At 35.7% G+C, this 13953-nt stretch carries 12 protein-coding genes and 3 tRNA genes; 9 read left to right on the forward strand and 6 right to left on the reverse strand.

Features of this window, described 5'->3' with window-relative positions; all coding sequences use genetic code 11:
- The first annotated feature begins 79 nt into the window (after positions 1-79).
- Positions 80-439, forward strand: a complete 360-nt coding sequence (locus ACNFU2_RS19210; protein WP_172276567.1) for a winged helix-turn-helix transcriptional regulator — start codon at positions 80-82, stop codon at positions 437-439.
- 243 nt (positions 440-682) lie between these two features.
- Here ACNFU2_RS19210 and ACNFU2_RS19215 read toward each other — a convergent pair.
- From ACNFU2_RS19215 to ACNFU2_RS19225, 3 genes are all read right to left on the reverse strand, one after another.
- Positions 683-756: transfer RNA gene (locus ACNFU2_RS19215), tRNA-Arg, on the reverse strand.
- A gap of 46 nt (positions 757-802) precedes the next feature.
- A tRNA-Pro gene (locus ACNFU2_RS19220) sits at positions 803-877 on the reverse strand.
- Positions 878-901: 24 nt separating this feature from the next.
- Positions 902-986: transfer RNA gene (locus tag ACNFU2_RS19225), tRNA-Ser, on the reverse strand.
- A gap of 136 nt (positions 987-1122) precedes the next feature.
- Here ACNFU2_RS19225 and ACNFU2_RS19230 point away from each other — a divergent pair.
- The 4 genes from ACNFU2_RS19230 (at position 1123) to ACNFU2_RS19245 (ending at position 5617) form a co-directional block, all read left to right on the forward strand.
- Positions 1123-2148, forward strand: coding sequence for an N-acetylmuramoyl-L-alanine amidase (locus tag ACNFU2_RS19230; RefSeq protein WP_273650908.1), 1026 nt, complete (start codon positions 1123-1125; stop codon positions 2146-2148).
- A 72-nt stretch (positions 2149-2220) separates the two neighbouring features.
- Positions 2221-3621, forward strand: coding sequence for an aspartate ammonia-lyase (aspA, locus tag ACNFU2_RS19235; protein ID WP_172276572.1), 1401 nt, complete (start codon positions 2221-2223; stop codon positions 3619-3621).
- A gap of 84 nt (positions 3622-3705) precedes the next feature.
- A complete protein-coding gene (locus ACNFU2_RS19240; protein WP_306611132.1) occupies positions 3706-4554 on the forward strand; it encodes a glycosyltransferase in 849 nt (282 codons plus the stop codon).
- Between the two features lie 22 nt (positions 4555-4576).
- On the forward strand, positions 4577-5617 hold the full coding sequence (locus ACNFU2_RS19245; protein WP_306611134.1) for a hypothetical protein: 1041 nt from the start codon (positions 4577-4579) through the stop codon (positions 5615-5617).
- Here the strand turns inward: ACNFU2_RS19245 and ACNFU2_RS19250 are convergent.
- The 3 genes from ACNFU2_RS19250 to ACNFU2_RS19260 all read right to left on the reverse strand — a co-directional run bounded on the left by ACNFU2_RS19250 (position 5610) and on the right by ACNFU2_RS19260 (position 8733).
- A complete protein-coding gene (locus ACNFU2_RS19250) occupies positions 5610-7088 on the reverse strand; it encodes a lipopolysaccharide biosynthesis protein (RefSeq protein WP_273650910.1) in 1479 nt (492 codons plus the stop codon). The two genes, ACNFU2_RS19245 and ACNFU2_RS19250, sit on opposite strands and share 8 nt — an antisense overlap.
- Before the next feature lie 9 nt (positions 7089-7097).
- Entirely contained in the window at positions 7098-7892 is a 795-nt protein-coding gene (locus ACNFU2_RS19255; protein ID WP_273650911.1) for an FkbM family methyltransferase, read from the reverse strand.
- A gap of 175 nt (positions 7893-8067) precedes the next feature.
- A complete protein-coding gene (locus tag ACNFU2_RS19260; RefSeq protein WP_172276584.1) occupies positions 8068-8733 on the reverse strand; it encodes a DUF2461 domain-containing protein in 666 nt (221 codons plus the stop codon).
- 488 nt (positions 8734-9221) lie between these two features.
- On the opposite strand from ACNFU2_RS19260, the gene ACNFU2_RS19265 reads away from it, so the two are divergent.
- The 4 genes from ACNFU2_RS19265 to ACNFU2_RS19280 all read left to right on the forward strand — a co-directional run bounded on the left by ACNFU2_RS19265 (position 9222) and on the right by ACNFU2_RS19280 (position 13940).
- Positions 9222-10916 carry a DEAD/DEAH box helicase gene (locus tag ACNFU2_RS19265; protein ID WP_172276587.1) on the forward strand — a complete coding sequence of 565 codons (1695 nt, stop codon included), beginning with the start codon at positions 9222-9224 and terminating at the stop codon, positions 10914-10916.
- A gap of 151 nt (positions 10917-11067) precedes the next feature.
- Positions 11068-11706, forward strand: a complete 639-nt coding sequence (locus ACNFU2_RS19270; protein ID WP_172276589.1) for a DUF47 domain-containing protein — start codon at positions 11068-11070, stop codon at positions 11704-11706.
- Between the two features lie 15 nt (positions 11707-11721).
- A complete protein-coding gene (locus tag ACNFU2_RS19275; protein ID WP_172276592.1) occupies positions 11722-12864 on the forward strand; it encodes an inorganic phosphate transporter in 1143 nt (380 codons plus the stop codon).
- A 104-nt stretch (positions 12865-12968) separates the two neighbouring features.
- Positions 12969-13940 (forward strand): polyprenyl synthetase family protein, encoded by a 972-nt coding sequence (locus ACNFU2_RS19280; protein ID WP_172276595.1) that lies wholly within the window; start codon positions 12969-12971, stop codon positions 13938-13940.
- Positions 13941-13953 lie beyond the last annotated feature (13 nt).

A 13953-nucleotide genomic window follows, 5' to 3' on the forward strand; every position in this document is an offset into this window, starting at 1 on the left:
GCAAAGTTATAATGAATAAATTTATTTTAGTAACTTTGTAACTAAAAGTAACAGTAACTTTTGAGTAACAAAGTAACTTATGGCGGAAATTGAATGCTCTGATAACGAGACAAACAGAAAACAAATCATGGCTGTTCACGATGCAATGGACGTATTGAACGGCAAGTGGAAAATTTCAATAATATCATCGGTTTGTTATTACAACAAACGGCGTTTTTCTGATATTTTGAATGACGTGAAGGGTATTTCCAATAAAATGCTCAGTAAAGAGCTGAAAGAACTGGAAATGAACCAGCTTGTAAAAAGAATAGTTAAGGATACTCAACCCGTGACGGTGCAATATCAGCTGACAGAATATGGTTTAACGCTGAAAAAAATTATTGATACTTTGGCTGATTGGGGAATCGAACATCGAAAAGTAATTGTTGGGAAGAAATGATAATAAAGAACTGGTAGTAAGAGCTTTTCTTTTATTTCCTGCGGAATTTCGGCGGCGGAAGCGTTATGATAATTCCTTCAGGTTGAACTTTCCCAACGGAACAAGCAACGAATTAAGTAAACGCGAAAGGATTCGAACCTTTGATCGTCCCGATTAAAAACCGGGATGCTCTATCCTGTCTGATGTATTAATTGAAGTTATAGAACACAAAAAAACTCACAATACAAATTGTGAGTTTTAAAGTGAGCGCGAAAGGATTCGAACCTTTGACCGTCTGCTTAGAAGGCAGATGCTCTATCCAGCTGAGCTACGCACCCATAAAAAGTTGATTCCCGCTTAGTTTTACAAGCGCATTAAAAAAAGTCGGGGCGGCAGGATTCGAACCTGCGACCTCCTGGTCCCAAACCAGGCGCGATGACCGGACTACGCTACGCCCCGAGTATATTGTAAGAAAAAGAAAAGCGGAGGGTAAGGGATTCGAACCCTTGCGACACTTTCGCGTCGACAGTTTAGCAAACTGCTCCGTTAACCACTCCGGCAACCCTCCTTTTATCTTTATTTTTTAATGATCGTTATTCCGTTATTGCGAGTGCAAATATAGAATAGATTTCTTTATTTACCAAATAAATTTCAAGAAAATTTTGCGTATTTTTGAGCTAATAAATGATTAAAAAATTAGACTAATGCGTAAAACATTATATATCATCGGATTAACCGCTTTTGTTTTTTCTTGTGCCCCTCAGAAGAAAGTTGTGAAAACAACATATAAGCCGAAAAATCCAGTGACACAGCCAAAAACCGTAGTTAAAACTCCTGTTGCAGATAAGCCGAAACCACAAATTACAAGTGATCATGGAGTAGAGTTTTTTACAACCAATATTGCAGATCCTACCAAAAATGATAATACAGCAAGTTACGGCTCCATTGTCTCCGCAAAACCGGCCGGATATAAAGTAGTAAAAACCTATTTTCCTGCGATAGCGCAAAATTTCAGACAGAGATATTTAATATTACACTATACTGCTTTACCGGATGATAAATCCATAACTGTGCTTACCCAGCAAGCGGTGAGTGCACATTATCTTGTTAATAATATAGGGGATAATCAGATTTATCAACTGGTAGATGAAAATAAACGGGCGTATCATGCAGGGATAAGCTCTTGGAGAAATGATAAAAACCTTAATGATAATTCGATTGGAATTGAAATTGTAAATACCGGATATACTACTGATGGGACCGGAAAAAGGATTTTCGCCCCGTTTAGTGATGAACAAGTCAGAAAGGTAGCTGCATTAGCAAAAGATATTGCCACCAGATACCAGATTCCGGCGACCAATGTTTTGGCCCATTCCGATATTGCACCAACCAGAAAACAGGATCCGGGACCAATGTTTCCATGGAAAAAATTATATGACGAATATCAGATAGGAATGTGGTACGATGAAGCAGCAAAACAAAGTATCTTTGAACTGGCACAAACCGATTTTACAACCCGATATAATGAGCCGTCGTTTATCTTTTTAATTCAGACAGCACTTCAGAAGTTCGGGTACGGGATTGAGCCGAGCGGAAAATGGGATGATGCAACAAAGAAAACCATTGAGGCTTTTCAATATCATTTCCGCCCTCAGAATTATGATGGAATAATGGATGCTGAGACCTGGGCCATATTGCAGGCTCTCAATCAGAAGTATCCGGTAAAATAAAATGAAAAAAAGCGCATCTGTTAACGATGCGTTTTTGCTATATTTAAACGATAAAAAAATAGAAAATCTGTAATGGAAAATTTCAGAAAAGAAAGCGATTTGCTGGGAGAACTTAACGTGCCGGTGGACGCTTATTATGGAGTGCAAACCCAGAGAGCGATCGATAACTTCAAAATTTCGGGACAGCTTCTGTCTTCATATCCTGATTTTATTAAAGGATTGGCTTTTGTAAAAAAAGCTGCGGCTAAGACTAATTATGAATTAGGGCTTTTGGAAGAAGATCTTTATTTCAAGATTGCAGAAACATGTGATGAGATCATTGATGGACAACTTCATGAACAGTTCCCTGTGGACATGATTCAGGGAGGAGCCGGTACTTCGATCAACATGAATGCGAATGAGGTAATCGCCAACAGGGTTTTAGAAAAATTAGGAAAGAACAAAGGAGAATATCAGTATTGTTCGCCAAACGATCATATCAATCTTTCCCAATCTACCAATGATGCTTATCCTACAGCTATTAAAGTTGGGCTTTTACGTATGAATGTACGATTGGTTGAAAAACTGGAAAAAATAGTAGCCGCTTTTCGTGCTAAAGGAGAGGAGTTTCACGATGTTATTAAAATGGGCAGAACTCAGCTTCAGGATGCGGTTCCTATGACTTTAGGACAGGAATTTGAAGCATTTGCTGCTAATCTGGAAGAAGATATTTCTAAACTGAATAATAATGCCGATCTCTTTGTTGAGGTCAATATGGGAGCGACTGCTATTGGAACAGGGATTAATGCTCCGATCGGCTATGCTTCTCTTTGTGCTAAAAATCTGGCTCAGCTGACCGGTTTTCCGATTGTTTCCGCACCAAACCTTGTAGAAGCAACTCCAGATACAGGATCTTATGTGATTTATTCTTCTGCTATGAAACGTCTTGCAGTAAAACTATCCAAGATATGTAATGATTTAAGGTTGCTGACTTCAGGTCCTAGAGCGGGTCTTTTTGAAATTAATCTACCTCCAATGCAGCCGGGATCATCGATCATGCCGGGGAAAGTAAACCCTGTGATCCCTGAAGTGGTAAACCAGGTATGCTTTAAGGTAATAGGAAATGACCTTACGGTAACTTTTGCTGCCGAAGCAGGACAGTTGCAGCTTAATGTAATGGAGCCGGTACTTTCGCATGCGATTATGGAAAACATTAATTTCCTTTCCAACGCTTTGGATACACTTCGTACAAAATGTATAGTTGGCATTACCGCTAATAAGGAAGTTTGTTTGAATATGGTAAAACACAGCATTGGTATTGTGACTGCACTTAATCCTTATATTGGATACAAACAATCGACACAAATCGCTAAAGAAGCATTGGAGACAGGAAAAAGTGTATACAACCTTGTACTTGAAAAAGGAGTGCTTACTCAGGAGAAGCTTGATGAAATTCTTGATCCTAAGAACATGCTGATGCCGCATAACAAATAAAATTGGTTATTACCTAAGAATAAAATAATATAAGATCTTCATCTGAAAATATTCAGGTGGGGATCTTTTTAATACAACCGGACATTGAGGTTTTTAATTATCATTCCTGCACACAACGAAGAGGATCATCTTCCATTTACCCTGGATTCTTTACAGCAACAACGTTATAAGGATTTCAAAGTTGTGGTTACCAATGATGGTTCCACAGACCATACCCCTGAAATTATTAAACGATATACAGATACAGATTCCCGTTTTGAAACAGTTAACCTGCAGAAGTCGGCTCATCAGCCAGGTTCCAAAGTAGTTAATGCTTTTAAAAAAGGATTGGAGACTCAGGATTTGGATCATTTTGATATAATCTGCAAGTTTGATGCGGATATTATTTTGGACGAAAATTATCTTGAAACAATAGAAAAATCTTTCAGCAATAACCCCAAATACGGTTTGGTAGGTGGTCTGCTGTATGTAGAAAAAGAAGGAGATTGGGTTTATGAGGGAAATTCAAATAAAAATCATGTAAGGGGCCCGTTGAAGGCGTACCACAAAGAATGCTTTCTTGAGATCGGTGGATTAAGGGAAACATTGGGTTGGGATAATATAGACTCTATACTATTGGAGCATTTAGGATGGAAAGAAGTCGTTTTACCGGAATTAAAAGTAAAGTTGATTAAAGTAAAAGGAGCTGATTATACAGTCAGGGAATCGGATTATTACGGACGTTATTTTTACTTTCTTGGGCTAAACAGATTTCTGGCATATGTTGCATCCTTAAAGGAAGCGATGAAAATCAGATCTGTTTCATTTTTTTTCTCTATCATTAAAGCCTATGAAAGCTGCAGGTCTAAAAAACTGGAACTGAAAATCAGCAAAGAAGAACAAAAGGTTATTAATAATAAACGATGGGAGACTTTAAAAAAGAAATGGCTTTGAGAATAAAATAAATAAAAATATTTTGAAAAACATAGCTTACATAGAAATAGATACACATGCTGAAATTGCCCGTGCTTTCATGGATATTATGAAAGGTTCGGAAGAGTTTACGGTAGACTATTATTTTTCAAAAAAAATCAAAGATCAAATTAGGGAAGATGGCGAAACGATTTTTTTGTCTGACAGTTCCATGATCAGTGATCAGCTGAAAGCAAAAAAGTATGATATCATTATCATCGGGACGGCACATCGTTATTTCAGTACTTTCCTCGCGATTGTTCAGAAATATAAAGCTGCTGTTATTACCCATAACCTGAATTTTCCTCAATCCTCAAAATTAAGCTTAATCAAAAGTATTTTCAAAGAAGACTTTATTTACAGGCTTAAATTATGGTGGAAAGAAGGTCTTTTCTATTCTTCAAAAGTTTACCAGCATGCAGGTCATCTTCTTGTGTTGGATAATGCGCTCTGTACGGGTAAATATCAGTTTCTTCCCCTGTTTTATACTTCCAATTTTAATAGGGTTCAACAGGATGATGTCAATATTGTAATTCCAGGAGGAGTCTCTCAGAAAAGAAGGGATTATGATCATATTTTTAAAACAATCCGGACTTTAAAAACAGATCAAAGATTCACTTTTATATTTCTTGGGAAAGCTCAGGGTGAAGAGTTGAAAGTGCTTGAAAAATTATCCGGGAATTTACCTGCCAATATTACCATACATTATTTTAAAGAAAGGGTTTCGGCAGAAGATTATGACCTATGGATGGCAAAAGCAGATGTATTATGGTGTCCTGTTCAGCAGCAAACTGAATTTTTCAATCAGATAGAGATTTACGGAAAAACCAAAATGACCGGAAATGTAGGAGATGCGATCAAATATGGAAAATTGGCTGTTTTCCCTAAAAACTATTCCTCGCAATTGGATTTTATCATTCCGGAAAATGAGAACATTGCCGAGCAGTTTCAACAGCTTAAAAGACAGAGTTTTGACTTTCAGAAGAACTATAGCAAAGAAAGTATCCGGAAAAAGCTCGGGGATGTTTTAAATGGTCTTATTTAAACTTAAATATCCCTTTGATGAAAGCTGCATTCAGATAATCCTCAACAGGGAATATTTTTGTGAAATAATTTCCGATATAAATAAGCACCAAAACCACGCTTGGTTTGTAGATCAGGTTAATGAAATTATTATTGAAAGTAGGCAATACAATAGCCACGGTAATTGCTAACGTACAGATAATAGACACAAAGATCATCTCAATTGATAAGGGTGAAACCTTAAACACGAAATAATTAAAGGCTATTTTAATGACATTATAAGTAGTTAATGAAATGGCCGTCGACAAGGCAATTCCAATTAATTTCAAATCGGTATGCTTAATGAAATAATAGTTAAGTCCTATTGTTAAGCCTGCGAGAAGAAGCATAACTATGATGTTGAAACGATAGTATTTTGAAAGAGAAATAATATTTCCGTTGAATCCTGTTGCGAGATCTATTAAAACCGCTGAACCCCAAATCCAGACTACGGGTTCATATTCCCTGAGCATTGTTCCGTTCTTGGGCATGAACTGAGTAAGAAAGGGAAACCCTACCATAATGCAGGAAAATAATATGGCCCCTAGAAAATATAATGATAATGAGGTTTTTTTATGAAATCTGTCCAGTTCTTCCATATTCCCTTCCGCTAATGTTTTGCTGATGATCGGAGCAGAAATATTAAATAATCCCAGTTGTGGAATAGAGATGAGCGAAATCAGCGCGTACAGGACAGCATAGATCCCATTCTCTTCCATTCCCATGAATTCACCGATCATGAAACTGTTAATCGCCAGATAATTTCCAAAGGTTCCTAAAAAACCGAAGAAACTGTAGTTCGTAAATTCTTTCCAGAAATTATTTTTTTTGAAATAGTCGGTACTGAAGTCGAGTTTGATCTTTTCTAACCTGTTCGTATAATAAATATACCCTAAGAGCATCAATGCGAACATACCAAAGAAAAACGCAAAAGCGATCTGCTGAGACAGAAGTAAATATGAAAAAAGGCAGAAGGCTCCTAGGTTTGCTATTTTAGGGAAAATATTGTCGAAGATATTGGAGACAACAATTCTCTTATAATTTGAAGTGTATTTATTGAATAGGGCGCAGAGTGATAAAATCAAAACCATAGGTAAAATAATTTCCTTACTTTTCCAGGCTTCAAGCTTTGTAAACTTGGGATAAATCAACGGAATGATGAAGAAAACAATAGCAAATACTGCAAAATTAATCAGAATGGTGAGCAGTGAGATGGAAAGCATATTTTGCTTTTTGCCATCCTTTTCTACCCTGTGGAAAAATTTAACGTTAGAATAAGAAATTCCCAATACAACAAAGGGAACAAGCATTTCTGCAGTAGGCAAAATGTAGCGAAGCTTTCCGTAAAATTCAAAATTGCTCGGAAAGATGAATATGGCTGATACGGTACCTAACAAGAAACCTATATAACCGATAATGGAATATTTGAATCCTTGTCTTGCTACTACACTCATAAAGATATTTTAAAAGGTTTTGGGTATAAAAATAATGTTGTTGATATATTCCGTTTTGTCTTTTTCGTCACTTGTATTTCGGACCAAAATTTCTTCTGTAAGCTTTTCAAGCCTGAAAAGGGATCGGTCTAAATAATGCGCTTCATAACCCCAGCTTTCTACTTCGGAAATCTCTCCCCAAATAGGTTTGTCATGATGTCTTTGTTCCATTTCCACCATAAGGGTTGGTAGGAACTTTAGGATGGTTTTCTTTCCGCCGAACAGGGTTTTCATCTCATTTCCTTCAACATCTATCTTGATGAAATCCAGTTTTTTAAGACCTTCTTTTTCTGCCCAGTCGTCCAATTTTGTGACCGTTACTTTTTCTGTGTAACTCTTTTCCTCACCTTTTTCCTTATACGAAGTATTCAGTGTCCCCCTTGAAGCTACCATTTTTCCATTGATGATGGGAACTTTAAACTCAGCAACTGTATTTTCATCCGAAAGTGCTAAAGAAAGAAGATTCATAGAAGGAAACAATCTTTTTAAGCGGGTATACAATTTATGGTTAGGCTCAAAAGCATAAATATGCTGAGGTTTGAGTTTATGTTCCAGCTGGTATAAAAATGTACCTACATTGGCACCAATATCAAGAATCACATCGTCTTCCGACAGATATTCTTTGATCCACACCAGCTCCGGTTCTACATTTCGTGCTGAAAAGTTATCCTTTGAAAGATGATGTAAACTTTTAAAATATCTGCTTTTATAAAAACTTGGACTGATGTACTGTAAGTTTTCTGCAATTCTTTGGTATAAAGACATCCTTGATTATTTGACAGAAAGCAAAGATAATCAAAAATGTTAAACTCATGTTAATTTTGTTTAAATCTAACGCGTTGATTTTCAATTAAAATATACATGCTTGTTTTATTTTAAAAGAATGTGTAACTGGTTGTAATTCTTTTATTTCAGGCATGTTTAAAATAGATTCTTGTAGTTACAGAAAAGGGGTATTCAGAAAATCATTGAATGGCTTCATAAGTTTGAAAACTTTGGTTAGCTCCTTAACGGCATTTTTATCCAAAACTGTTTCATCCTTGATGTTGTACACAACAATAAAATTTTTCAGTTTTAAATATTCTGCCATCGGATCTTCTTTCTCGAATCCCTGGGGTATCTTTTTTAATTGGTCACTTTGATCCAGTTCAGGAAAATGCTTTTTAAAATCTTTGTTATTAACAATTTTAATAAAGTCATCAGCATATAAGGAGATCTCTTTTCGTACTTCTTTTAAAACTGATGATTCAGGCATGTAAATACCTCCTGCCAAAAAAGACTTTCCTGGTTCCAGGTGAAGATAGTATCCTCCTTTCTGGCTTCCTTTTCCCATTCCTAATGACGCTCCAAAGTTTGTTTTATAAGGTATTTTATCTTTTGAAAAACGGGTGTCCCTGTAAATCCGGAATAGAGCTTTTTTAGCATCTATTTTAGCAAGCTCTCCATCGAACGCCGACATTTCTTTAATAAGGTCTTCCAGAAATGCAACCACATTTTCCTGTGATTCGGTGTAAAGATGTTTATTTTCATTAAACCACTCGCGGTTGTTATTTTTGGATAATTTTTTGAGAAAATCAAAGGTTTTTGTAGAAATGGTGGCGGACATGTTTTTTAATTTTAACCAAATTTAAGTAAATCTATTCATATGTCAATGCCTCAATCCGATCAGGATTTGAAGCATTAAAACAGGATGATGTCCAGAAACTATATTTTTTATGGCAAGACAGCAAATATGATAAAGAATCCTGTAGTGAAATGGCAAATGGTGTTTGCATAACAGAAAGTCTCACAACAATAATTGAAGATCTTTCTTTTACATATTTCATGCAATTTTCGGGAATATTAAAATAAAAAAATTATAATTCCTGATTTTATTTTTGAAAATTCATTAATCTCCACGAAAAAATCAATCCAATTTAACAAAAAAAAATATTGTTTAATATTTTTTTAACATAACGGTTTATTTTTTGCGTTTAATTTTTTAAAAATTAAAAATATATTAAAGTATTCTGAAATTAAGATTCGTTATTTAACACTTTATTCAAAATAAAGTCAAATATTAATTGTATCTTTGCAAAAATTTTAAAATATTTAATGAATTTATTTACGGAGTCCAATTTAAGTCCTGACATCCTTAAGGCTATTGGCGAAATGGGTTATGAAAGCCCGACAGAAATCCAAAAACAGACTATCCCTTTTATTCTTTCAGATATACGCGACTTGATCGCACTTGCGCAAACTGGGACAGGCAAAACAGCAGCTTTTTCGCTTCCGATTTTGGATATGATTGACGATACGAGTCGCAAAATCCAACTATTGGTGCTTTGTCCGACACGGGAATTATGTCTTCAGATTTCTAAAGACATAAAGAATTACTCTAAGTACATGCAGAATATCAAATCTACAGCAGTGTACGGAGGTAGCAGTATTATGGACCAAATACGTTCTTTGAAGGAAAAACCACAAATTATTGTAGGTACTCCCGGAAGAGTAATTGATTTGATTAACAGAAAAGCACTTGATTTTTCTGCGATCCATTGGTTGGTTTTAGATGAAGCTGACGAAATGCTTTCAATGGGTTTCAAAGATGAATTGGAAACAATTTTAAGTGAAACTCCTGAAACAAAACAAACTTTCTTATTCTCTGCAACGATGAATAAAGAAGTGGAAAGAATTTCTAAAAATTATCTTACAAAACCTCACCGTATTTCAGTGGGTTCTATTAACGAAGTTAAAAAGAACATTAAGCACGAATACTATGTGGTAGGATATCGTAATAAAAAAGAAGCTCTAAAAAGATTAATTGACGCAAACCCTAATCAGTATTCCATTATTTTCTGTAGAACAAGAATGGAAACTCAGGAAGTGGCAGATTTCTTAATGCAGAACGGTTATGCAGCTGATGCACTTCATGGTGATCTTTCTCAGGCGCAGAGAGATACGGTAATGAAGAAATTCAGATTGAAAAATATCGACATTTTGGTGGCTACCGATGTAGCAGCAAGAGGTTTGGATGTGAACTCACTAACTCACGTTATCCATTACTCTCTACCTGATGATCCTGAAGTATTCGTTCACAGAAGTGGTAGAACGGGTAGAGCTGGAAAAGACGGTATTTCTATGGCTTTGATTAAGCCTGAAGAAAGCAGAAAGCTAAAACAGATTAAATCAACAACAAAGATTGATATTGTTGAAAAAACAATCCCTACAGGTGATGATATCATCAAAGCGCAGGTAGGAGGCGTTTTCGAAAAGCTATTTACGGAGCATGAAGACTTATTTGAGTTTGACGACAGCTTGATTCCGGATCTTAGCAAATTCACGAAAGAAGAATTGGTACATCAGTTACTGCAGTTCCAGTTGAAAGATCTTGCATTGTACTATAAAGATAAGCATGATCTTGCTGAACAGAAATTCAGTACCAGAGATGATGATTACTCAAGAAGAGACAGAGGAAGAGATCGTGACCGAGACAGAGGAAGAGACCGTGATAGCAGAGGTGGAGACAGAAGAGATCGTGGAGGAAAACCTAGAAGAAAGAATGAAGATATGGTAAGATTCTTCTTCAACCTTGGAAAGAAAGATCAATTGAAGAAACTGGATGTTTTGGATATTATCAATAAAGCAACTGCCGGAAATGGTAAAAAGAGAGCTGAAATTGGTGATATTGAAATTTTAGAGAAATTCTCATTCTTTGAAATTGAGAAATCATTTAAGGGAGAGCTTTTGAATAATATTTCTTCAATGAAATTCAGAGGAAAAGATATGAGAGCTGAAGAAGCTAATTAAAACTCATTTTTATATAATATAAACCGGCTTATAGTCGGTTTTTTTGTTTGATAATCAGCACTTAAACCAATGTTAACAAAACTTAATGTTATATACTTTTTGGTAAGGTGCTTTTTTAGGAAATTTGCAGACGAATTATAAATACTTAAAAATGGGAATTGGTAATATTTTCCACGCTTTTCAGCCTAAAGATAAAATCTTCTTCGTGCTTTTCGAAAAAGTAACTGAAAATCTAGTAGCAATGTCTGAAGAGTTCAACAACGGGGTGAAAGATTTTGACCTTAATGACGACTCTATGTTGAAGAAAATGAGCGACTACGAACACAAAAATGATGAGCTTACGCACGAAATCTTTATTGAGCTTGGAAAAAACTTTATAACTCCTTTTGACCGTGAAGATATTCACACTTTGGCCACAGGTTTAGATGATATCGCAGATTATATCTACGCTTCAACAAAATATATTTTCTTATATAAATCGCCTTTAATGAAGGCATATGCAGACTTCTCATTGTTGATTCATAAGGCATGTCTTGAAATTCAGAATGCAATGAAAAACCTGAAAGGATTCAAAAATATGGATCAGGTGAAAGAAGCTTGTATCAAAGTAAACTCTATTGAGAATATTGCTGACGACTTACTTTCCAACTCAATGGTAGAATTGTTTGAAACAAACGACGCTATCAATATCATCAAAGTTTCATCTGTACTTAATTATCTTGAAATAGTAACCGACAAGGCTGAAGATGTAGCTAATACTATTGAAAACATTATGATCAAATACGCATAAACAATATAACAAAAAATGGAATTTCCGATTTTACTTACGGTTATTATTGCTTTAGCTTTAATTTTCGATTATATTAATGGTTTTCATGATGCGGCCAATTCAATTGCTACTATTGTTTCTACAAAAGTTTTAACTCCTTTTCAGGCTGTGCTTTGGGCGGCACTATGGAATTTTGCAGCCTTTTTTATCGCAGCATACATCATTGGAGAATTTAAAATTGGTAATACGATTGCCAAAACCGTTAATGAAAACTTTATTACCCTGGAGGTAATATTTTCAGGTCTTGTGGCAGCTATTGCCTGGAACCTTTTAACATGGTGGTTTGGTATACCATCTTCTTCATCACATACCCTAATTGGTGGTTTCTTAGGTGCGGCTTTAATGCATGCTTTCATCCTGGATTATCATGATGTAGCAGCTGCTCAGCCCAATCTGGGTTTTATAGATACTTTCAAACAGGCATTTTATCAGGTTACAACACAAAGTGTGGTTAAATTTGATAAAGTAATTCCTATCTTCCTGTTTATTTTTATGGCACCCGTTATCGGGATGGTCATTTCAATCATTATCACATTGATTATCGTTCATCTTTATAAGAGATCAAACCCTCATAAAGCAGATAAGTCTTTTAAAAGATTACAGCTTGTTTCTTCAGCCCTCTTTAGTCTAGGACATGGTCTGAATGATGCACAAAAAGTAATGGGAATTATCGGTGCGGCTTTAATTTATTACCATGTACAGATTTTACAGGATCCTGTATACTTAAATATACCTTCTGCCGGACGATTTGATTATTTTGCAGAACATTATCTTTGGGTACCTTTGGTTTCTTTCCTGGCGATAGGTTTGGGAACAATGAGTGGTGGATGGAAGATCATCAAGACAATGGGAACCAAGATTACAAAGGTAACCCCGCTGGAAGGTGTAAGTGCTGAAACTGCAGGAGCTATTACCTTATTTATTACCGATCATTTTGGTATTCCGGTATCTACCACACATACGATTACCGGGTCTATTATTGGAGTTGGATTAACGAAGAGGATTTCAGCGGTAAGATGGGGGATTACAGTAAGCTTGCTTTGGGCTTGGGTATTGACGATTCCTATCTCTGCTATTGTAGCGGCAGTTACTTATCTTTTGGTCGCTTTTCTTTCCTAGATATTAATTTAAAATTACAATACTGAACTTTGTCCAAATGGGCAAAGTTTTTTGTTTTATAAAGATTTGAAAAATCGTATTTTTGTTGGAAATTATTGGATTTTATGGAATTTTTAGACAAGTACCAACAGCTGGTTGCTGACGCTATTACCAAGTACACTTTTAAAGACAAACCTGCGGAATTATATGAACCGATGAATTACATCATTTCCCATGGTGGAAAACGTCTGCGACCTATTATGGTTCTGATGGCTTGTGACTTATTTGGTGGTGATCTTAAACAGGCTATTAAGCCGGCTTTGGCGATTGAATTTTTCCATAACTTCACATTGATTCATGATGATATTATGGATGAAGCTCCTCTGAGAAGAAATAAGCCTACTATTCATACTTTACATGGAATTAATGTAGGGATCTTATCCGGAGACGGGCTGATGCTGAAGGCGTATAAATTTTTTGAAGACCTTGAACCGGAAATATTTAAAGCCTGTATCCGAATATTTACCCATACCGGGCTCCTATTATGTGAAGGACAGCAGTACGACATTAATTTCGAAACACAGGAAGATGTGACTTTCGATGATTACATCAGAATGATTACTTATAAGACCGGAGTATTAAGTGCTTCATCTTTTGAGATCGGAGCTTTAATTGCTAAAGCTAATTTTAAAGATGCCAAATCCATTTTTAATTTTGGAAAACATATAGGAATTGCTTTCCAGATCATGGATGATTACCTGGACGTTTTTGGAGATCAGGCTCAGTTTGGAAAAAAACATGCAGGTGACATTTATGAAAATAAGAAGACTGTACTTTATCTTCTGGCAAGAGAACACGCCACGGAGGAAGAAAGAAAAGAATTGGATCACTGGTACTCTAAAAAAACCGATAATATCGATAAGGTGTACGGAGTAGAAAAGATCTTCAGAAGAACAAAAGTAGATGAAAAAGCATTGCGTTTAATTGAAAAGCACAATGAAATAGGGCAGAGTTATCTTAAAAAAATTAATATTCCTGAAGAAAAGAAAAAGCCATTCATAGAACTCGCTAATTATCTTTTAAGAAGGGAAAGCTAATGAGTCGCTGATT

This window comes from Chryseobacterium sp. PTM-20240506, assembly GCF_048296755.1.
GTDB classification, from domain to species: Bacteria; Bacteroidota; Bacteroidia; order Flavobacteriales; family Weeksellaceae; genus Chryseobacterium; species Chryseobacterium proteolyticum.